General features: G+C 68.2%; 19 protein-coding genes and 1 tRNA gene. 10 read left to right on the top strand and 10 right to left on the bottom strand.

Features of this window, described 5'->3' with window-relative positions; translation table 11 throughout:
* Window positions 1-139 precede the first annotated feature (139 nt).
* The 3 genes from lptF to AC1Z3O_RS02385 are packed head-to-tail and all read left to right on the top strand — an operon-like array spanning window position 140 to window position 2,823.
* Window positions 140-1,255 (top strand): LPS export ABC transporter permease LptF, encoded by a 1,116-nt coding sequence (gene lptF / locus AC1Z3O_RS02395; protein WP_483513230.1) that lies wholly within the window; start codon window positions 140-142, stop codon window positions 1,253-1,255.
* Entirely contained in the window at window positions 1,252-2,400 is a 1,149-nt protein-coding gene (gene lptG / locus AC1Z3O_RS02390; RefSeq protein ID WP_483513228.1) for an LPS export ABC transporter permease LptG, read from the top strand. Before lptF ends, lptG begins: the two co-directional genes overlap by 4 nt.
* Before the next feature lie 21 nt (window positions 2,401-2,421).
* Entirely contained in the window at window positions 2,422-2,823 is a 402-nt protein-coding gene (locus tag AC1Z3O_RS02385; RefSeq protein ID WP_483513226.1) for a sirohydrochlorin chelatase, read from the top strand.
* Window positions 2,824-2,953: 130 nt separating this feature from the next.
* Here AC1Z3O_RS02385 and cobA read toward each other — a convergent pair whose 3' ends face one another.
* From cobA to AC1Z3O_RS02350, 7 genes are read right to left on the bottom strand one after another with little or no spacing between them, the layout of a single operon-like run.
* Window positions 2,954-3,721 (bottom strand): uroporphyrinogen-III C-methyltransferase, encoded by a 768-nt coding sequence (gene cobA / locus AC1Z3O_RS02380; protein ID WP_483513224.1) that lies wholly within the window; start codon window positions 3,719-3,721, stop codon window positions 2,954-2,956.
* A gap of 47 nt (window positions 3,722-3,768) precedes the next feature.
* A complete protein-coding gene (locus tag AC1Z3O_RS02375) occupies window positions 3,769-5,076 on the bottom strand; it encodes a sulfate adenylyltransferase subunit 1 (protein ID WP_483513222.1) in 1,308 nt (435 codons plus the stop codon).
* Between the two features lie 41 nt (window positions 5,077-5,117).
* Complete coding sequence (gene cysD / locus AC1Z3O_RS02370; RefSeq protein ID WP_483513220.1) at window positions 5,118-6,077, bottom strand: sulfate adenylyltransferase subunit CysD; 960 nt, start codon at window positions 6,075-6,077, stop codon at window positions 5,118-5,120.
* A gap of 25 nt (window positions 6,078-6,102) precedes the next feature.
* Window positions 6,103-6,909 carry a phosphoadenylyl-sulfate reductase gene (locus AC1Z3O_RS02365; protein WP_483513218.1) on the bottom strand — a complete coding sequence of 269 codons (807 nt, stop codon included), beginning with the start codon at window positions 6,907-6,909 and terminating at the stop codon, window positions 6,103-6,105.
* Window positions 6,906-7,478, bottom strand: a complete 573-nt coding sequence (locus tag AC1Z3O_RS02360; RefSeq protein ID WP_483513216.1) for a DUF934 domain-containing protein — start codon at window positions 7,476-7,478, stop codon at window positions 6,906-6,908. The genes AC1Z3O_RS02365 and AC1Z3O_RS02360 overlap by 4 nt, the downstream gene beginning before the upstream one ends.
* Window positions 7,479-7,494: 16 nt before the next feature.
* Window positions 7,495-9,174, bottom strand: coding sequence for a nitrite/sulfite reductase (locus tag AC1Z3O_RS02355; protein WP_483513214.1), 1,680 nt, complete (start codon window positions 9,172-9,174; stop codon window positions 7,495-7,497).
* A gap of 32 nt (window positions 9,175-9,206) precedes the next feature.
* Entirely contained in the window at window positions 9,207-9,980 is a 774-nt protein-coding gene (locus tag AC1Z3O_RS02350) for a sulfite exporter TauE/SafE family protein (protein WP_483513212.1), read from the bottom strand.
* 146 nt (window positions 9,981-10,126) lie between these two features.
* Here AC1Z3O_RS02350 and AC1Z3O_RS02345 point away from each other — a divergent pair, with 146 nt between their 5' ends.
* The 5 genes from AC1Z3O_RS02345 (at window position 10,127) to AC1Z3O_RS02325 (ending at window position 15,263) form a co-directional block, all read left to right on the top strand.
* Window positions 10,127-11,068, top strand: coding sequence for a CysB family HTH-type transcriptional regulator (locus AC1Z3O_RS02345; RefSeq protein WP_483513210.1), 942 nt, complete (start codon window positions 10,127-10,129; stop codon window positions 11,066-11,068).
* Window positions 11,069-11,163: 95 nt separating this feature from the next.
* Window positions 11,164-12,318, top strand: a complete 1,155-nt coding sequence (locus tag AC1Z3O_RS02340) for a methyltransferase (RefSeq protein ID WP_483513209.1) — start codon at window positions 11,164-11,166, stop codon at window positions 12,316-12,318.
* A gap of 169 nt (window positions 12,319-12,487) precedes the next feature.
* Window positions 12,488-12,838 (top strand): DUF1428 domain-containing protein, encoded by a 351-nt coding sequence (locus tag AC1Z3O_RS02335; protein WP_483513207.1) that lies wholly within the window; start codon window positions 12,488-12,490, stop codon window positions 12,836-12,838.
* Between the two features lie 178 nt (window positions 12,839-13,016).
* Entirely contained in the window at window positions 13,017-14,183 is a 1,167-nt protein-coding gene (locus AC1Z3O_RS02330) for an ABC transporter substrate-binding protein (RefSeq protein WP_483513205.1), read from the top strand.
* Between the two features lie 195 nt (window positions 14,184-14,378).
* A complete protein-coding gene (locus tag AC1Z3O_RS02325) occupies window positions 14,379-15,263 on the top strand; it encodes an NAD(P)-dependent oxidoreductase (protein WP_483513203.1) in 885 nt (294 codons plus the stop codon).
* A 43-nt stretch (window positions 15,264-15,306) separates the two neighbouring features.
* On the opposite strand, the gene AC1Z3O_RS02320 is transcribed toward AC1Z3O_RS02325, so the two are convergent.
* On the bottom strand, window positions 15,307-16,230 hold the full coding sequence (locus AC1Z3O_RS02320) for an alpha/beta hydrolase (RefSeq protein WP_483513201.1): 924 nt from the start codon (window positions 16,228-16,230) through the stop codon (window positions 15,307-15,309).
* 125 nt (window positions 16,231-16,355) lie between these two features.
* Here AC1Z3O_RS02320 and AC1Z3O_RS02315 point away from each other — a divergent pair, with 125 nt between their 5' ends.
* Both AC1Z3O_RS02315 and AC1Z3O_RS02310 read left to right on the top strand, forming a co-directional pair.
* On the top strand, window positions 16,356-16,718 hold the full coding sequence (locus tag AC1Z3O_RS02315) for an HNH endonuclease family protein (protein WP_483513200.1): 363 nt from the start codon (window positions 16,356-16,358) through the stop codon (window positions 16,716-16,718).
* A gap of 85 nt (window positions 16,719-16,803) precedes the next feature.
* Window positions 16,804-16,888, top strand: a tRNA-Leu gene (locus AC1Z3O_RS02310).
* 181 nt (window positions 16,889-17,069) lie between these two features.
* On the opposite strand, the gene AC1Z3O_RS02305 is transcribed toward AC1Z3O_RS02310, so the two are convergent.
* Window positions 17,070-17,858 carry a class I SAM-dependent methyltransferase gene (locus AC1Z3O_RS02305; RefSeq protein WP_483513198.1) on the bottom strand — a complete coding sequence of 263 codons (789 nt, stop codon included), beginning with the start codon at window positions 17,856-17,858 and terminating at the stop codon, window positions 17,070-17,072.
* A gap of 443 nt (window positions 17,859-18,301) precedes the next feature.
* The gene (locus AC1Z3O_RS02300; RefSeq protein ID WP_483517498.1) at window positions 18,302-18,625 is read right to left on the bottom strand and encodes a hypothetical protein; all 324 of its coding nucleotides are present in this window, start codon (window positions 18,623-18,625) and stop codon (window positions 18,302-18,304) included.
* Window positions 18,626-18,800 lie beyond the last annotated feature (175 nt).

Below are 18,800 nucleotides of genomic sequence, written 5' to 3'. Positions count from 1 at the left end.
CCAAGACAGAAAGCCCCTATTATCCGCGATTTTTGACCGCGATTTGCCGCCGGCCCGCCCTGCCGACCGACAGCGCGCCGCCCTTACCGGCGTCCGGCAGCATCGCCCGCGCCGGCCGGCAGCCCGGAACCGACACCGCATGATCTTCCAACAAGCCTTGCGTCGCGAGCTCGCCTACACCGCCGGTGCGGTGTTCCTGGTCATGCTGACCTTCATGCTGACCTCGCTCGTGATCCGCATCCTGGGCATGGCCGCCAACGGGCAGGCCAGCCCCAACGATGTCCTGATGCTGATCGGGCTGGCCACGGTGGGCTACCTGTCCATCCTGCTGTCGGCCACGCTGTTCATCTCCACCCTGATCGTGCTGACGCGCTGGTACAAGGACTCCGAGATGGTGGTGTGGTTCGCTGCCGGCATTTCGCTGCGCGACCTGATCAAGCCTGTGCTGCAGTTCGCCGCGCCCTTCATCGTGCTGGCGCTGCTGCTGGGCCTGTTCGCCTGGCCCTGGGCCAACCAGCAGAGCGCGCTGTTCCGCGACCGCTTCGAGCAGCGCGGCGTCTTGTCGATGATCGCTGCGGGCCGCTTTATCGAGCCGTCGAACGCCAACTATGTGCTCTTCATCGAGGGCATCGACAGCGATATGAAGAATGCGCGCAATGTTTTCGTCGCCAACTCCGAGGCCGGCAAGATCGGCGTGGCGCTGGCCCACCAGGGCCGCTTTGAGACCATGCCCAACGGCAACCGGCTGGTGGTGATGGAGAACGGCCGCCGCTACGCCGGCACGCCCGGCCAGCTCGACTATCGCATCGTCGAGTTCGACCGCTACGCCGTCAAAGTGGACGCTAAACCACCCGAAACAGACGCCAGCCTGCCGACCAAGAGCCGCGACACCTCGGAACTGCTGCGCAACCCGACCCGGGAGAACCTGGGCGAGCTGCTGTGGCGCCTGTCGCTGCCGATCCTGGCCTTCAACTTCGCGCTGATCGCCATTCCGCTGGCCTACGTGAATCCGCGCCTGGGCCGCTACACGCCGCTGGTCTTCGCCGTGCTGATCTACCTGACCTACAGCAACCTGATCAACCTGGCGCAATCCTGGGTGCGCTCGGGCGCCCTGTCGTTCTGGATGGCCATGTGGCCCTTCCACCTGGTCGCCTTCCTGGGCGCGCTGATGCTGTTCCGCTACCGCCAGAACCGCAGCCTGGGCGGCTGGCGCGCGGTGTTCGGCATCGGCCGCAGCAAGGGAGGCCGAGCATGACCTTCATGCGCGTCTATGAACGCTATCTCGGCCGGCTGATCTACAGCGTCTTCTTCTTCATCCTCTTCGCGGTGCTGGCGCTGTTCATCTTCTTCGACATGCTCAGCGAACTGGAGAGCGTGACCGGCAGGTACACCACGCTGGTCGCCTTCCTCCACGTGATGCTGGAGGCGCCGACACGGATCTACGAGGTGTTGCCGATCGCAGTGCTGATCAGCGCCATCTACGTGCTGTCCCAGCTCGCCAGCCAGTCGGAATTCACCATCCTGCGCGTGGCCAGCCTCAACACCCGGCAAGCCCTGTTCTCGCTGTTCAAGCTGGCCATCCCGCTGGTCATCATCACCTTCGTGTTCGGCGAGTTCATCGGGCCGCGTGCCGAGGAGTTCGCGCAGAAGGTCAAGCTCGAGGCCATCGGCGCCACGGTTGCTGCGGGCTTCCGCTCCGGGGTCTGGGTCAAGGACCGCGACAACGAGCCCGAAGGCGAAGTGACCCGCTTCGTCAACGTGGCGGGCCTGCGTCCCGACCAGAGCATCGTCGGCGTGACCATCTATGAATTCGACCCGGCCTACCGCCTGAGAGTGATCCGCGTGGCGCAGGAAGGCCGCTATCAGGGCGGGCAATCCTGGCAGCTCAGCAATGTCAGCGAGACCCGCTTCATCGAGCTGCCGCGCGGGGCCGGCGGCCAGGGCGACGCCCTGGTGCCGCACTTCCGCGCGCAGCAGACCACCTTCCCGACGCAGGCGATGCGCTCGGAACTGACGCCGCAGATCCTGTCGGTGCTGCTGCTCAGCCCGGAGCGCATGTCCACGCTCGACCTGTTCCGCTACATCCGCCACCTGCGCGACAACAAGCAGGACACGCAGCGCTATGAGATCGCCTTCTGGAAGAAGGTGGTGTACCCGCTGACGCTGTTCGTCATGGTGGCGCTGGCGCTGCCCTTCGCTTACCTGCATGCGCGGGCCGGCGCGGTGGGCATCAAGGTGTTCGGCGGCATCATGCTGGGCCTGTCCTTCCACCTGGCCAACACGCTGTTCTCGCACGTCGGCCTGCTGCACACCTGGCCGCCCATCGTCTCGGCCCTGGTGCCTGGCACGCTCTACCTGCTGGTGGCCCTTGGCGCGCTGCGCTGGGTCGACCGGCACTAGCGGCAGACGGGGCAGACAGCCATGAATGCGCCCGCCCGCCAGGCTTTGGTGCTGTTCGCGCACGGCGCGCGCGATGCGCGCTGGCGCGAGCCGTTCGACCGCCTGCAGGCGCGGCTGGCCGCCGCGCTGCCGCACGGCGCGGTCAGGCTGGCGTTCCTGGAACTGATGCAGCCGTCGCTGCCGGACGCGCTTGCTGCGCTGGCGGCCGAAGGCATCGCCGACATCACGGTGGTACCGGTCTTCTTCGGCCAGGGCGGCCACCTGCGGCGCGACCTGCCGCTGCTGATCGAGCAATGCCGCCAGCACCACCCGGAACTGCGCATCGGTTGCGCGGCGGCCGTCGGCGAGGCCGACAGCGTGCTGGACGCCATCGCTGCCTACTGCCTGGCCAGCCTGCCGGCAGACGCGCCGCCGGCCAACTGAGCCGGCCGGTGGAAACGCCGGCACCCCCTGCCCTGCGCTCCTGACGTACAGAAGCACCCGGGGCGCGGCTTCCCCCAAAACAACAACGCCGGGCATGGCCCGGCGTGTACACGACAGCGTGGCTCGCGGCTCAGGCGGCCTTGGCCTGCCCGCCGCGCTGCACCTCGGGCGCGGCTTCCGTGGCGCGCGCCGCCAGCGCTTCGCCGATCATCAGCAGGCTTGGTTGCACCGGATCGATCCATGCCGCCGCCTGGCCTGCCGCCATCTCGCACAGCGTGAAGGCGCGGCTACGCTGCTGCGGCGTACTCACCGCCTCGACCACCCAGGCCGGCGTGGCGGCGGGCTTGCCGTGCGCGATCAGTTGCGCGGCGATCGCCGCGGCCTGGTCGCGCCCCATGTAGTAGACCAAGGTATCGGCCTTCACGTCGGCCTCGATATCGACCGCGGCCACGCCCTCCGCGGCCTTGGCCTGGGTGGCGAAGGCCACGCTGCGCGCCACGCCGCGCTTGGTCAGCGGCTTGGCGATGGCAGAGGCGGCCGCCAGCGCGGCGGTGATGCCGGGCACGATCTCGTATTCGATGCCCGCAGCCTCCAGCGCCTGCAACTCCTCGTCGGCACGGCCGAACAGCATCGGGTCGCCGCCCTTGAGACGCACCACGCGCTCATGCTTGCGGGCCAGGTCGACGATCTGGCGGTTGATGAAGAGCTGGGCGGTGGAACGCTTGCCGCAGCGCTTGCCGACCTCGACCAGCTGGGCCTGCGGACACCAGGCAAGCATCTCGGGCGACACCAGTGCATCGTGCAGCACCACCTGCGCCTCGCCCAAAAGGCGTGCACCACGCACCGTAATGAGGTCCGCGGCGCCGGGACCCGCACCGATCAGATAGACCTTGCCCATGCCTTGCTCCTTCCTTGCCACTTGGCCGAATGCCGGTTCAGATGGACTCAGGCGTATGCACGGATCATGCCCGCCGCCACCGTATGGTTGCTGACCTCGTCGATCAGCACGAAGGCGCCGGTCGCGGGGTTGTCGCCATAGGTGTCGCACACCACCGGCTTCTGCAGCGAGATGTGCACCGAGCCGATGTCGTTCAGGCGGATCTCGTGGCGGCCGGTCTCGTGCGACAAGGTGTGCACGTCGAGCACGCGGTCCACCGCAGACACGCGCGCGAACACGCTGGACGTGGTGTGCTTGAGCACATACTTGCGCGCCGGGTTCAGGGCCTCGTCGTCGAACCAGCACAGGTCAGCCTGCAGCTTGCGGGCCGGCTGGGCCGTGGCCTCGGCGGCGACGAACATGTCGCCGCGCGAGATGTCCACGTCCTCGGTCAGGCGCACGGTCACGGTCTCGCCGGCGCTGGCCGACTCGGCCGCGCCATTGGGCGTCAGCACCTCGGCCACCACCGCCTCGCGGTTGGCCGGCAGCACGCGCAGCGTCTGGCCGACGCGCACGGTGCCCGCCTCGACTCTCCCGGCGTAGCCGCGGAAGTCATCCGACTGCGAGCCATCCTGGCGGATCACCAGCTGCACCGGGAAGCGCAGCGCAGCCTCGCCGGCTGGCGCCGCCTCTTCCACCGGCAGGTCTTCCAGCAGCGGCAGCAGCGGCTCGCCCTGGTACCAGGGCATGGCCTCGCTGGCGTGCACGATGTTGTCGCCGCGCAGCGCCGACACCGGCACGTAGCGCACGTCCTTCAGGCCGAGCTGGGCGGCCAGATCGGTGTAGGCGGCGCGGATCTCATTGAAGCGCTGCTCGCTGTAGTCGACCAGGTCCATCTTGTTGACGGCGACGATCACGTGCTGCAGCTCCAGCAGCTTCAGGATGGCCGAATGGCGCTTGGTCTGCGCCAGCAGTTCGGCACGGCCGTCCTGCACCGTCACGCGGGTGGCGTCGACCAGCACGATGGCGGCATGCGCGGTCGAGGCGCCGGTCACCATATTGCGGGTGTACTGCTCATGGCCCGGCGTATCGGCGATGATGAACTTGCGGCGCGCGGTAGAGAAATAGCGGTAGGCCACGTCGATGGTGATGCCCTGCTCGCGCTCGGCCTCCAGGCCGTCGGTCAGCAGCGAGAAGTCGATCTCCTCGCCGGCGGTGCGCTTGTTCTTGGCGTTGGCCAGCGCGGTGAGCTGGTCCGACAGCACGGCCTTGCTGTCGAACAGCAGGCGGCCGATCAGCGTGCTCTTGCCGTCGTCGACCGAGCCAGCGGTGATGAAGCGCAGCAGGCCTTGGTGGGTGGCTTGGTGGGTGGTCATGGTGCAATTCCTGTCTGGTGTGTCGCGCGGGCAAGCGTGGCTCAGAAGTAGCCTTCCTTCTTGCGGCGCTCCATCGACGCCTCGCTGGTCTGGTCGTCCATGCGGGTGGCGCCGCGCTCGGTGATCTCGGTCACGGCGGTCTCGGCGATGATCTCGTCGGGCGTGGCCGCGGTGCTCGCCACCGGGCAGGTGCAGCTGATGTCGCCCACGGTGCGGAAGCGCACCGACAGCACCTCGCTGGTGTCGCCGTCCTGCTTGGGCGTGATCGGCGTGACCGGCACCAGCAGGCCGTTCTTGCGCACCACTTCGCGCTGGTGCGCGTAGTAGATCGGGGGCAGCGCCAGGTTCTCGCGGGCGATGTACTGCCACACGTCCAGCTCGGTCCAGTTGGAGATGGGGAACACGCGCATCTGCTCGCCCGGCGCCATGCGGCCGTTGTACAGGCTCCACAGCTCGGGGCGCTGGGCCTTGGGGTCCCACTGGCCGAATTCGTCGCGGAAGGAGAAGATGCGCTCCTTGGCGCGCGCCTTTTCCTCGTCGCGGCGGGCACCGCCCATCAGCGCGTCGTACTGGTGCGCTGATATAGTTTCCAGCAGCGTGACGGCCTGCGCAGCATTGCGCGAATCGGTCTCCTTGCGCAGGCGCACGGTGCCGCGCTTGATCGAGTCCTCGACATGCCCCACCACCAGGCGCGCGCCGAGCTCGCCCACGCGCTGGTCGCGGAAGGCGATCACTTCCGGGTAGTTGTGGCCGGTATCGATGTGCACCAGCGGGAAGGGCAGCTCGATCTTGCGCTCACCGAGGCGGAAGGCCTTCAGCGCGAGATGCAGCATCACGATCGAGTCCTTGCCGCCGGAGAACAGCAGCGCCGGGTTGCGGCACTCGGCCACCACCTCGCGGATGATGTAGATCGACTCGGCTTCTAGCTTGTCGAGATGGTCGTTCTGTACTTGCAGCAGGTGCGCCACGTCGGCGCCTGCGATTTCGTTCATGATGCCCATGTCGTGTGGCCTCGATGTCAATGCTTCAATGCTTGATGTTCTGTTCGTGGAGCCCGCACTCTTTCGAGTCCTTGTTCTCCCACCACCAGCGTCCGGCGCGCACGTCCTCGCCGGCGCGCACCGCGCGCGTACAGGGCTCGCAGCCGATGCTGGGATAGCCCTTGGCGTGCAGCGCGTTGACCGGCACCTGGTGGCGCTTCAGGTAGGCCCAGACCTCGGCCTCGGACCAGTCCGCCAGCGGGTTGAACTTGGGAATGCCGCGCGCCTCGTCGACTTCCTCGAAGGGCAGTTCGGCGCGCGTCACGGCCTGCTCGCGGCGCTGGCCGGTCAGCCAGGCGTCGGCGTGCGACAGCGCGCGGTTCAGCGGCTCCACCTTGCGGATGCCGCAGCACAGCTTGCGCGCGTCGAGGCTGTCGTAGAAGCCGTTCAGGCCGTGATTGCGCAGGTAGTTCTCCACGGCCTCGGGATCGGGGGTGAACTGCTCGATCTTGTAGCCGTAGTGCTCGCTGACCGCATCCAGCACCGCCAGCGTTTCCGCATGCAGCCTGCCGGTCTGCAGCGTGAAGACGCGGATGCCGGCGCGCACGGCGGGGGAGCCGCGCAGGATGGCATCGGTCACGACCATGTCCTCGGCCGCCAGGCTGGAAGCGAAGCGCGCGCGGAAGAAGCGTGCCGCGATGCCGGCCAGCCGCTCGGCCAGCGCGGCTTCCTTTTCCTGCAGGGACTCCAGGCTGCCGGTGTACTCCGGCGGCGTCCACAGCGCGGGCGGGCGCAGCGAGGAGACCTCGCCGGCCGCGGCCACCACCGGGATCTCGTTCAGCACCGCGCTCATGCCGTCTCCTTCTGCGCCACGCCCGCTTCGGCACGCGCGCGGCGGAACAGCGGCAGCGGTTCGTCGACCGAGGCCTGGTAGGCCACGGTGAACTCGCTGAAGCCCTTGAGCGCGTCGTCGATGTTCTTGTCGGCGCGCACCGCGTAGGCGTCGAAGCCGCAGCGCTTCATGAAGTTGAGCTGGTCGCGCAGCACGTCGCCGATGGCGCGCAGCTGGCCCTTCCACTGGTAGCGGCTGCGCAGCAGATAGGCCGTGGAGAAGCCGCGGCCATCGCGGAACACCGGGAAGTCCACCGCGACCACGGCCACATGGTCGAAGGCCGCCTGAGAGTCGGCGGGCTCGTCCTCGGGCGCTAGCCAGACGCCGGTGATGTCGGCGGCGCGGCCGGCCAGCACGCCGTCCTTGTGCGCCAGCCAGGCGGCGAGCGGGAACAGCACCGGCGCCGTGCCCTGCGCCGCCTCGGCGACCTGCGCCTCGCTCACGGGCTGGCCCTCGGCGCCGCGCAGCACGGTCCAGGCGTCGTCGACGATGACCGGAGTACCGGCCTGCAGTTGAATGATCTTTTGCATGTGCTTTCTCCGGGCCTCAGGCTTCGACGCGCTCGCGCTGCTTGTCTGCATAGACGCGTTCCTTGAACGGCGCGATGCCGATGCGCGACAGGGTCTCGATGAAGCGCTCGTCCTCGTGGCGGTTGGCCACGAAGGTGTCGATGACGCGGCTGACCACGTCGGGCATCTCCTCGGCCTTGAAGGAGGGGCCGATCACCTTGCCCAGCGCGGTGTCGTTGCCTTGCGCGCCGCCCAGCGTGACCTGGTACCACTCCTCGCCGTCCTTATCCACGCCGAGCACGCCGATGTTGCCGACGTGGTGGTGGCCGCAGGCGTTGATGCAGCCCGAGATATTCAGTGAGATCTCGCCCAGGTCATGCACGTAGTCGAGGTCGTCGAAGCGCTGCTGGATGGCCTGCGCGATCGGGATCGACTTGGCGTTGGCGAGCGAGCAGAAATCGCCGCCGGGGCAGGCGATGATGTCGGTCAGCAGGCCGATATTGGCGGTGGCCAGGCCGGCCTGGCGGGCCTCCTGCCACAGCGCGTAGAGATCGCGCTTCTTCACGTCGGGCAGCACCAGGTTCTGCTCGTGCGCCACGCGCAGCTCGCCGAAACCGTAGCGGTCGGCGAAGCCGGCCACGGCCTCCATCTGCTCGGCGGTGGCGTCCCCCGGGGGCGACACGATGCCAGGCTTGGTCGACAGCGTCACCGCGGCATAGCCCGGCACCTTGTGGCCGTGCACGCTGCGGCTGACCCAGCGCGCGAAGGCCTTGTCTTCCAGCAGGTGCTTCTCGTAGCTGGCATCGGTGTCGGCCAGCTTCTCGTAGGCGGGCGGCGCGAAGTACTGCGCGACTCTGTCGAACTCGGCCTGCGTCAGCGTGGCGGGGCCGTCCTTGCTGTGCTGCCACTCGTCTTCCACTTCCTGCGCGAACTTCTCCACGCCGATGGCCTTGACCAGGATCTTGATGCGCGCCTTGTACTTGTTGTCGCGGCGGCCGTAGCGGTTGTAGACGCGGATGGCCGACTCGACATAGCTCAGCATGTGCTGCCAGGGCAGGTCTTCCTTGATCACCGAGCCCAGGATCGGCGTGCGGCCCAGGCCGCCGCCGGCCAGGATGCGCAGGCGCGTCTCGCCGGCGTCGTTGCGGTAGGCGTAGATGCCGATGTCGTGCATCTGCACCACGGCGCGGTCGTCGGTCGAGGCGGAGATGGCGATCTTGAACTTGCGCGGCAGGAAGGCGAACTCGGGCTGGAAGGTGCTCCACTGGCGCAGCAGCTCGGCCAGCACGCGTGGGTCCACGGACTCGTCCGGCGCGACGCCGGCGAAGTGGTCGGTGGTGATGTTGCGCACGCAGTTGCCGGAGGTCTGGATGGCGTGCATCTCGACGCTGGCCAGCTCGGCCAGCGCGTCGGGCACGCGTTCCAGCTCCATCCAGTTGTACTGGATGTTCTGGCGGGTGGAGAAGTGGCCGTAGCCGCGGTCGAACTCGCGCGCGATGTGGGCGAGCTTGCGCAGCTGGCGGCTGGCCAGCAGGCCGTAGGGAATGGCCACGCGCAACATGTAGGCGTGGCGCTGCAGGTACAGGCCGTTCTGCAGCCGCAGCGGCAGGAATTCCTCTTCCGTCAGCTCGCCACTGAGTCGGCGGCGCACCTGGTCGCGGAACTGGGCCACGCGCTCGTTGACGATGCGCTGGTCGTATTGATCGTACTGATACATGGTGAGGGTCCGTTCAGTATGCGTTGAATGCGTCAGGAAACGAGCTTGATGGCCACCAGCGTCAGCGTGGTGGCCAGCGCGGCGCGCGTCAGCCGCTCGGGCAGCGCCCGCGACAGTTGCGCGCCCGCCCAGATGCCGGGGATCGAGCCCACCAGCAGCGAAACAAGCAGGGTCAAGTCCACGGTGCCGAGCCAGACATGGCCCAGACCGGCCAGCGCCGTCAGCGGGACGGCGTAGGCGATATCGGTGCCGGCCACCTCGGCCGGCTTCAGGCGGGGGTAGAGCAGCAGGATCAGCGTGGCGCCCACGGCACCCGCGCCGATCGACGAGATGGTCACCAGCACGCCGAGCACGGCACCCACCGCCACGGTGGCCACGGCCTGGCGGCGGCCTTCGAGCTGGAAGCGCGGATGGCGCGCCAGCCAGGCCAGCATCTGCCTGCGCAGCAGCAGCGAGGCCACGGTCAGCAGCACCGACACCCCGATCGTCACGCGGATCGCGTGCAGCCACTGGCTGTTCAGCTCGCCCGCGCTCTTGAGCACCAGGATGGTGGCCACGGCCGCCGGCAGGCTGCCCAGGCACAGACGGCGCACCACCTGCCACTGCACATGGCCGTGCGCGCGGTGCGCCAGCGTGCCGAAGCTCTTGGTGATGGCGGCGAAGGCCAGGTCGGTGCCGACCGCGGTGGCCGGCGAGAAGCCGAACAGCAGGGTCAGCAGCGGCGTCATCAGCGAGCCCCCTCCCACGCCGGTGAGACCGACGAGGACGCCTACGAGCAGACCGGAAACGGTATAGGCAAAGGACATGGGGAGCGCGCCGCCTGTGGCCTCGGCCCATCCGCACGTGTGCGCTAAAGGGTCTGGCCGTTCGTTAACAAAGTCCGCAAATCGTAATAAACTGGCCTCATATCCCAAACTAATAAGAAGTTGTTTGTTTATACGAGGCGAGTTATATGAATCTTCACCAGTTCCGCTTCGTCAGGGAGGCTGTCCGGCAGAACTTCAATCTGACCGAGGCCGCTAAAGCGCTCTATACGTCACAACCAGGCGTCTCCAAGGCCATCATCGAGCTGGAAGAGGAGCTGGGTGTCGATATCTTCACGCGCCACGGCAAGCGCATCCGCAGCCTGACCGAGCCGGGCCGGCGCATCCTGAGCTCGGTGGAGAAGATCCTGCAGGAGGTGGAAAGCCTGAAGCGGGTGGGCAAGGACTACGCCGCCCAGGACCAGGGCAACTTCACCATCGCCACCACGCACACCCAGGCCCGCTACGCGCTGCCGCGCGTGATCGCCGAGTTCACCAAGCGCTACCCCAAGGTGCGGCTGTCGATCCAGCAGGGCAATCCGGCCCAGATCTCCGACATGGTGCTGCACGACCAGGCCGACGTGGCCATCGCCACCGAGGGCATCTCCAACGACAAGGGCCTGGTATCCCTGCCCGGCTACCAATGGCAGCACGTGGTGGTGACGCCACCCGATCACCCGCTGCTGGAGAAGAAGCACCTCGCGCTGGAAGACCTGATGGCCTTTCCGCTGATCACCTATGATCCGAACTTCGCCGGGCGGCCCAAGATCGACAAGGCCTTCGCGCTGCGCCACCTGGAGCCGGACATCGTGCTGGAGGCCATCGACGCCGACGTGATCAAGACCTATGTGGAGGTCGGGCTCGGCGTCGGCATCGTGGCCGGCGTCGCCTTCGACCCCGAGCGCGACCGCAACCTGCGCGGCATCACGGCCGGCCACCTGTTCGGCACCAATGTGACGCACTTGGCGGTCAAGCAGGGCGCCTACCTGCGCAGTTTCGTCTATACCTTCATCGAACTGTTCTCGCCGACGCTGAACCGCAGGCTGGTGGAACAGGCGATGTCCGGCGAGCACGAGGCCTACGAGCTCTGAAGCCGCCACCCCCGCATTCAACCAACGCACTTTTTCATGCTGCAACAATCCCCTACGGGCACGCCAACCGGCTGCCTGCGCCAGGAGGCAAGCCGATGAGCGACCTGCCCCTGATCCACTGGACCGAAGACGGCGCCGAGCGCAGCGCCCGCTGGCGCTCCGAGGCCGGCCTGCCGCCGCCCCGGCGCGTGGTCGTCGCCGACGACACCACCAGCGCCGACACCGCTTACCACCTGGCCTGCGAAGGCACCGCCCTGCTGTGGCGCGGCGACTTCCAGAACGCCCGCCAGTTGCTGCAGGCGCTCGCACGCCGCGCCGACAAACCCAAGAAGGCGCACCGGACCAAGGCCGCCAAGGCCAAGACCCCACCCTCCCCCACGGAGTCCTTCAACCTGCACCGCCTGGCGCAATCGCAGCGCGCGCGCACGCTGGCCATGCTGCTGCTGCCCTTCGACTCTGGCCACGTAGTGCCGCTGCGCCGCGCCCCCGATGTGCACCAGGCCTGCACCGAGGCGTATGGCGCGGCGGACGAGCCCTACGTGGCCTCGATGCGCGAGCTGCTGGGCCTGATCGGTGCGCACGAGTGGCGCAAGAAGGGCGTGGAGATCCCGGCGCTGGGTGCGCGCATCCATCCGTACTACGGCGTGTTCTCGCCGGTGCGCGGCGAATATGTCGATCTCGTCGCCAAGGCGCCATTGCCGGCCGGCGCGGACGCGCTCGCCTTCGATATCGGCACGGGCACCGGGGTGCTGGCGGCGCTGCTGGCCCAGCGCGGCGTGCGGCGCGTGGTCGCCACCGACCAGGATCCGCGCGCGCTCGCCTGCGCGCGCGACAACATCGGCCGCCTGGGGCTCGGCAAGCAGGTGGAAGTGACCGAGGTGGACCTGTTCCCGGCGGGCCGTGCTCCGCTGGTGGTCTGCAACCCGCCCTGGGTGCCGGCGCGGCCCAGTTCGGCGATCGAGCACGCCGTCTATGACCCGGACAGCCGCATGCTCAAGGGCTTCCTGGCCGGCCTGGCTGCCCACCTGGAACCCGCCGGCGAGGGCTGGCTGCTGCTGTCTGACCTGGCCGAGCACCTGGGCCTGCGCACGCGCGACGAGCTGCTCGCCTGGATCGATGCGGCCGGGCTGAAAGTGCTGGGCCGGCTGGAGATCCGGCCGCGCCACCCGAAGGCTGCCGACCAGGACGACGCCCTGCACGCGGCGCGCGCGGCGGAGGTGACCTCGCTCTGGCGCCTGGGGGCCCGATAGGCACTCGCAGGCCCCCGCGGGCATCCGCGGGCACCTGGCCCCCGGCCGATGCAGCCGGGGGCGAAAAAGAGTTCGCGCGCTTGTCGAAATCCGCTCCCGCCGTTCGTCGTCAGGATGCGGCGCCCATCGGCGCCCACCAGATTTCGGACCAACCCAAAGGAGCATTGACATGGCCTATGTCGAAGGATTCGTCGTCCCCGTCCCCACCGCGAACCGGGAGATCTACCGAAAGATGGCGCTGGAAGCCGCCGTCGTCTTCAAGGACCACGGCGCGCTGGGACTGGTCGAGTGCTGGGGCGACGACGTGCCGGAGGGCAAGCTGACCTCCTTCCCGATGGCCGTCCAGCGCAAGGACGACGAAACCGTGGTCTTTTCGTGGATCACCTGGCCCTCGCGCGAGGCGCGCGACAAGGGCATGAAGGCCGTCATGGAAGATCCCCGGATGAAGCAGCCGGAAAGCATGCCCTTCGATGGCAAGCGCATGATCTTCGGCGGCTTCGAGGTGATCGTCGACGCCTAGACGCCTAAGACGCCGAGTCGTGCGCCGCGGCAATGCCGCGGCGGGCCGCCCCCTCCCCCGGGCTCGCCCCGGATGGCGTGTCGGGCCCGGCCTCGGCTATCCTCTTCCGGCAACAAGACACGCCCGTCGCGCCGACGCACGGCGCGCGGCCGAGAACAAACCGAAGAGGAGACCCTGCATGTCCAGTCCCGCTGTCCGCACCACCCTGCTTGCCGCCTGCCTGACCTTGGCCGCCATGGCCGCGCGCGCCGACATCCGCGTTGGCGTCGATGTGTCCACCACCGGCCCGGCCGCCTCCATCGGCATCCCGTCCAAGAACACCGTGCTGATGTGGCCGGCCACCCTGGGCGGGCAGAAGGCGCAGTACATCGTGCTGGACGACGCCTCCGACCCGGCTGCGGCCGTGCGCAACGTGCGCAAGCTGATCTCCGAGGACAAGGTCGACGTGATCGTCGGCCCCAACATCACCCCGACCGCGCTGGCGGCGCTCGATGCCGTCTCGGAAGGCGAGACGCCGATGGTGGCGCTGGCCGCCTCGGCTGCCATCGTCGAGCCGCAGACCGATGCCAAGCGGCGCTGGGCCTTCAAGATGCCGCAGAACGATTCGCACATGGCTACGGTGCTGACCGAATACATGAGCAACCACGGCATCAAGACGGTCGGCTTCATCGGCTTCAACGACGCCTATGGCGAGAGCTGGTGGCGCGAATTCTCGAAGCTGGCCGAGGTGCGCAAGCTCAAGGTGGTGGCCAATGAGCGCTTCTCGCGCAACGACACCTCGGTGACGGGCCAGGTGCTCAAGCTGATGGCGGCCAATCCCGACGCCATCCTGATCGCCGGCGCTGGCACGCCCTCGGTGCTGCCGCAGAAGACGCTGGGCGAGCGCGGCTACAAGGGGCGCGTGTACCAGACGCACGGCATCGCCACCTGGGATTTCCTGCGCGTGGGCGGCAAGGACGTCGAGGGCACGCTCTTCCCCACCGGCCCGGTGGTGGTGGCACGGCAGTTGCCCGACGGCCACCCGGTCAAGAAGGTGGCGCTCGAATTCGCCACCCGCTACGAGGCCCGCTACGGCGCCGACAGTGTGACCCAGTTCGCCGGCGATGCCTGGGGCGCCTGGATGCTGCTGGACGACGCCACGCGCCGCGCCCTCAAGAGCGGCGCCCAGCCGGGCACGCGTGAATTCCGCCAGGCCATGCGCGACGCCATCGAGGGCACCACCAACCTGACCATTCCCAACGGCGTGATGAATATGAGCGCGAAAGACCACCAGGGCTTCGACCAGCGCTCGCGCGTGATGGGCGTGATCCGCGACGGCAAGTTCGCCTACGCAGCGGGGCAGTAAAGAGCGGCGGACGCCGCGCCCGCCGCCCCGATCGGCGCCACCTGGCTTGTCCATGCCGGCGCCGGCCGGGGCGCAGCGCGAAACCCCGCGGGCCGCCGCATGCCACAATGCGGATCCCAGGCGCCTGCTGCCCTCGCCCCCGCAACGCGCAAGCGGACCGCCGCGCCTTCAACCGCAACGCAAGGATTTCCCGACATGACGACCGTCGCCTTCATCGGCCTGGGCGCCATGGGCACGCCCATGGTCCGCCACCTGCTGGCCGCCGGCCACGCCGTGCGCGCCTTCGTGCGCCGTCCCGAGGCCGCCGAAGCCGCCCGCGCGCTTGGCGCCGAGCCCTTCTTCTCGCCGGCCGAAGCCGCACAGGGCGCGGCCGTCGTCTTCACCAACGTGACTTCGTCCGAGGACGTCCGCGCCGTGCTGCTGGGCGAGCGCGGCGTGATCGAAGGCGCGGCCGCCGGCACCATCTGCGTGGACCACAGCACCATCTCGCCCATCGTCACGCGCGAGATCGCGGTGCGCCTGGCCGAGCGCGGCATCGAGGCGCTCGACTGCCCGGTCTCGGGCGGCACCGCGGGCGCCGAGGCGGCCACCCTCACCATCATGGTCGGCGGCAAGGCGGAGGTGCTGGAGCGTGTGCGCCCGCTGCTGGCGCTGCTCGGCAAGACCATCACCCATATCGGCGACCATGGCGCCGGCCAGGTGGCCAAGCTGTGCAACCAGATCGCACAGGTAGTCAATATCGAGGGCATTGCCGAGGCCATGCGCTTCGCGCGCGCGCAGCAGGTCGACACCGGCCGCGTGCTGCAGGCGATGGCCACCGGCATGGCCGGCAGCCGCATGCTCGACCTGATGGGCCCCAAGATGGTGGCCGACGACTACGCCGCCGGCATCGAGGCGCGCCTGCACGACAAGGACTTCGGCCTGGCCAGCGACATCGCCGGCGAGCTCGGGCTGGCGCTGCCCGCCATGGCCGCCACCGCCGGCCAGCTGCGCAAGCTGATGGCGAACGGCTGGGGCAAGGACGACACCTCTTCGCTGCTGCGCGTGCTCGAGCAGGCGCCGGGCCAAGGCCAGGACTAGGGCAGAGACACCAGCGCCGGCCCGCTGCGCTCTTCGGCAGGGGTCAGTGGCTGGCCGCCGTCATCGCCAGCGAGGCCGCGACCAGGGGACTGTCCGCCTCGGCCAGCGCTTCCAGCGCCGTGAAATGGTCGCGGCCTGGCAGCGGCACATCGGCTGTGCCGGGCGCGCTGGCATTGGCCCGCCAGGCGGCGCGGATCAACGCGTTCTGCCGGTGGTACTCGGACGATTCCAGGCCGCCCACGGCGGTCAGCAGCGGCGCCGTGCTTGCCGGCGGCAGATAGGCCGGCGACAGGCGTGCCACATCGGTCTCGGACAGGCGCAGGTCCGTCTGCAGGAAGGCCGCGCGGCGGATCGGCTCGAGATCGTACAGTCCGCTGATCGACATGGCCCCCTTGACCAGGTCGGCGGGCAGGGCGGCATCCAGCATCGGCCAGTGCGCCGCCAGCATCATCGCGGCCAGGTGGCCGCCGGCCGAGTGGCCGCCCACGTAAATGCGCGCCGGGTCGTGGCCCAGTTCCGCAGCCTGCCGGTAGAGCCAGGCGACGCTGCGCAGCGCCTGCCTGACAATGGCCTCGATGCTGACGGCCGGACAGAGCGAATAGCCGACCACCGCGACCGAAACACCACGCTCGGGCAGGACGCTTGCCACGAAGCTGTGGTCGCCCTTGCCCAGGGCGCGCCAGTAGCCCCCATGCAGGAACACCAGCAGCGGCGGTGCGACGCCGCCGCCCTGCGCCGGGAAATAGTCGAGCCGCTCGTCTTGCGGCCGCAGCGAACCGGCGTCGGCATAGGGCAGGTCGAGCCGCGCGCCAGCGCGTTCACGCACCTGCCGCGACCATTCCGCCCAGCGCGCCAGGTTGGCCGGGTGCGACGGCACCCGCTCCCGGTTGTTGTACTCGCTCGCGTAGAAATCAGGGTCCTGCGTCGGCAATTGGGCCAGGTCAGCCAGTTCCAACCGGTCTGTCATGTCAGTTCCAGGCAAAAAAGACAGCGGCACAGCAGTGGAAGCCCCAGGAAGGCGGCGGGAGCACACCGGGCGTGGGCCCGGCGCGATAATGCGGCCATGCTACCCCACTCGTCACTCCGCCGGCCATGGTAGTCAAGCGCCGCTTGCGTGCCAGCCACGATGCGCAGCAAGGGCCGCCGATCGCCGAGGCCCCCGCCGCGCGGCCGCACTGCCCGCTGTGCGGCCGCGTGCTGGTAGCCGGCCCCAGCACCGACCTGCACCATCCGGTGCCGCGCAGCCAGGGCGGCCGCGAGGTGGTGGAGATGCATCGCGTCTGCCACCAGAAGATCCACTCCGTTTTCACCGAAGCGGAACTGGCCACCATCTACCACGACTGGAAGCGCCTGCGCAGCCACCCGGCAATCGCCGACTTCATCCGCTGGGTCGCGCGCAAGCCGCCCGAGTACTACGACCGCAGCCGCGCCATGCTGGCGCGGCGCGGGCGCTAGCAGCCCGGCCTCGGTTGTGGGACCATGCGAAATCGGGCATAATCCGCGGCTCGGCATGACACCGTCGCTGGTGCCATGCCCACCCGCCCGGGTGGTGAAACAGGTAGACGCAGGGGACTCAAAATCCCCCGCCGCAAGGCGTGTCGGTTCGAGTCCGACCCCGGGCACCAACTGCAATTCCCAAGCAGTCCCAAGAATTCCGCCAAACCCCGCCCAGCCTAGCTTTGCGGGGTTTTTTGTTTCCGGAGTGGTCCGAGAACGTCCACTGACAGCGGGAATTTCCTGCCGCTTGCCGTCAGTGGTTCCTCGAGCGCCTCGTGTGCTTGCCCGGACAAGGACGCACGCTCAGCATCACTGCAATTCGTAGGCGATGGTGCGGATGACACCACCGCTGTCGGGGACTTCGCAGAGGATCCGCGCGGACAGCACCTTCAGGTTGAACGGCGGCGCGGTCAGGACGAGCCCGCTCGGTTGTTCCCCGAACAGGCGCAGATGCGAGCCGATCGCTTTGTCGAGATTAGGCGTGAAGTTCGCGCTCTGCGGCAGGTACTCGGTCAGGATCAAGACCTTGTACGGACCCAGCTTCGACAGGACGGTGGCGATGCGCGCATTGTCCAGATGGTCCAGCACCTGGCGCAGGAACACGATGTCGCCAGGAGGCAGCGGGTCGGTCGTGATGTCAACGCAACGGAAGTCGACATCGAGATCGGCGAACCTCGTCCGGTTTGACTGGATCGCCGCATCGACGACGTCGCAGCCGATGTAGGGTCCGCAAACGGCGCGAATGCGTTTGCCGACATTGAAGTCGCCACAGCCGAGGTCGACGACCGCCGGCCGCTTCGGCACCGCGCTGAGGTATTCGGTCACCGCCTTCACATAGGGTTCGACGATCTTCGGGTCATGGGAGCTGCTGCCGCTGTAGAATCCAGACTGGTCCTCCGCCACACCCCACGCGCCGGTCTGATAGACATGGGTGAACACTTCACCCAGTGACTTGCCTTCATACAGCAGGCCTTCCATGCGCCTCACACGATCCCGGTGGGACTTCAGCAACCACGCCGGAATCAAGGGTTTCAGCCGTTGTTTGACTCGTTGCACCAGCACGGAACGTGCGGAAGTGGCTGCCGTAGTCGTAGTCATATTGCCTCCTGCCTAGGGATACATGCATGAATAGGTTTGCATGTTCTAGCCTAGGAACAATCAGGGGCCGCTTCATACCAAAGGATGGTGACGTTTGTGCGGAAGGCCTCAGAACGGCTGAATTGACGGGCTGGTTGCCGGAGCCATGGGGTTGCCACATCGCTTGCGGCGATTGCCGAGCCCCCCGGGCATACAGGTGTCCGCCTGGACCGGGATCGTCATGACCGGGTTTCCACGCTGACCTCCATGGGAACAGGGGCGTTGCGCTTGTTTGACCAGGTGCCGGAGCCATTCCGGCGCGGCTTAGCAGGCGATACTCCAGTCCGACCCCGCACCCATTCTGGTCCTTCCAACCATGGAAGGGCCTTTTCATTTTTCCATTGGTACGGCGCGTGCCTGCGCCGCCATCCCCACGCCGGCGTTTTCCAGCGACGCATGGCCGCTCACAGCGGCCCGGGAAGCGCCTTCAAGCCGATCCACTGCACACCGATGACGACATTGACCGGCACGCTGAGCACGCCGGGCACATAGAACAGCGCGGACAAGCCGGGCGCGCTCAACACCAGTTCGACCACCCCGCCCAGGGCATAGAACAGCAGTCCGCACCAGAGCCAGCGCCGCATATAGGTCAGCAGCCAGCGCGCCTGCGCCTGGTTGAAGCGCCAGGCCGCGCAGCGTTCGTGCAGGTCGCCCCGGCTGGCGTCCTTGAACAGCCAGCCGAAGAAGAAGTAGCGGTACAACAGGGTGCGGAAGGCGATGTCTTGCACAAGGTCTTGCATGATGGCTCCTTGGGGCCGGGCGCGCATGGCGCCACCGCCACGGCGGCCGGACATGCGCCAACGCTCCGTCCCGCAGTGGATGGCCTTCGTCCCGGGCAGGCCAGGCCATCCCGATCCCTTGGCTGGCCACCAGAGCGCACAGGCCGGCCACGCGCACCGGCCG

The organism is Cupriavidus sp. 09_S30, from assembly GCF_056930435.1.
This window is presented reverse-complemented; position numbering and strand designations above follow the sequence as displayed.

Excerpts from the sequence above, each read along its gene's own strand:
- lptF (WP_483513230.1), top strand. The coding sequence starts at position 140 with ATGATCTTCCAACAAGCCTTGCGTCGCGAGCTCGCCTACACCGCCGGT.
- lptG (WP_483513228.1), top strand. The coding sequence starts at position 1,252 with ATGACCTTCATGCGCGTCTATGAACGCTATCTCGGCCGGCTGATCTAC.
- AC1Z3O_RS02385 (WP_483513226.1), top strand. The coding sequence starts at position 2,422 with ATGAATGCGCCCGCCCGCCAGGCTTTGGTGCTGTTCGCGCACGGCGCG.
- cobA (WP_483513224.1), bottom strand. The coding sequence starts at position 3,721 with ATGGGCAAGGTCTATCTGATCGGTGCGGGTCCCGGCGCCGCGGACCTC.
- AC1Z3O_RS02375 (WP_483513222.1), bottom strand. The coding sequence starts at position 5,076 with ATGACCACCCACCAAGCCACCCACCAAGGCCTGCTGCGCTTCATCACC.
- cysD (WP_483513220.1), bottom strand. The coding sequence starts at position 6,077 with ATGGGCATCATGAACGAAATCGCAGGCGCCGACGTGGCGCACCTGCTG.
- AC1Z3O_RS02365 (WP_483513218.1), bottom strand. The coding sequence starts at position 6,909 with ATGAGCGCGGTGCTGAACGAGATCCCGGTGGTGGCCGCGGCCGGCGAG.
- AC1Z3O_RS02360 (WP_483513216.1), bottom strand. The coding sequence starts at position 7,478 with ATGCAAAAGATCATTCAACTGCAGGCCGGTACTCCGGTCATCGTCGAC.
- AC1Z3O_RS02355 (WP_483513214.1), bottom strand. The coding sequence starts at position 9,174 with ATGTATCAGTACGATCAATACGACCAGCGCATCGTCAACGAGCGCGTG.
- AC1Z3O_RS02350 (WP_483513212.1), bottom strand. The coding sequence starts at position 9,980 with ATGTCCTTTGCCTATACCGTTTCCGGTCTGCTCGTAGGCGTCCTCGTC.
- AC1Z3O_RS02345 (WP_483513210.1), top strand. The coding sequence starts at position 10,127 with ATGAATCTTCACCAGTTCCGCTTCGTCAGGGAGGCTGTCCGGCAGAAC.
- AC1Z3O_RS02340 (WP_483513209.1), top strand. The coding sequence starts at position 11,164 with ATGAGCGACCTGCCCCTGATCCACTGGACCGAAGACGGCGCCGAGCGC.
- AC1Z3O_RS02335 (WP_483513207.1), top strand. The coding sequence starts at position 12,488 with ATGGCCTATGTCGAAGGATTCGTCGTCCCCGTCCCCACCGCGAACCGG.
- AC1Z3O_RS02330 (WP_483513205.1), top strand. The coding sequence starts at position 13,017 with ATGTCCAGTCCCGCTGTCCGCACCACCCTGCTTGCCGCCTGCCTGACC.
- AC1Z3O_RS02325 (WP_483513203.1), top strand. The coding sequence starts at position 14,379 with ATGACGACCGTCGCCTTCATCGGCCTGGGCGCCATGGGCACGCCCATG.
- AC1Z3O_RS02320 (WP_483513201.1), bottom strand. The coding sequence starts at position 16,230 with ATGACAGACCGGTTGGAACTGGCTGACCTGGCCCAATTGCCGACGCAG.
- AC1Z3O_RS02315 (WP_483513200.1), top strand. The coding sequence starts at position 16,356 with ATGGTAGTCAAGCGCCGCTTGCGTGCCAGCCACGATGCGCAGCAAGGG.
- AC1Z3O_RS02305 (WP_483513198.1), bottom strand. The coding sequence starts at position 17,858 with ATGACTACGACTACGGCAGCCACTTCCGCACGTTCCGTGCTGGTGCAA.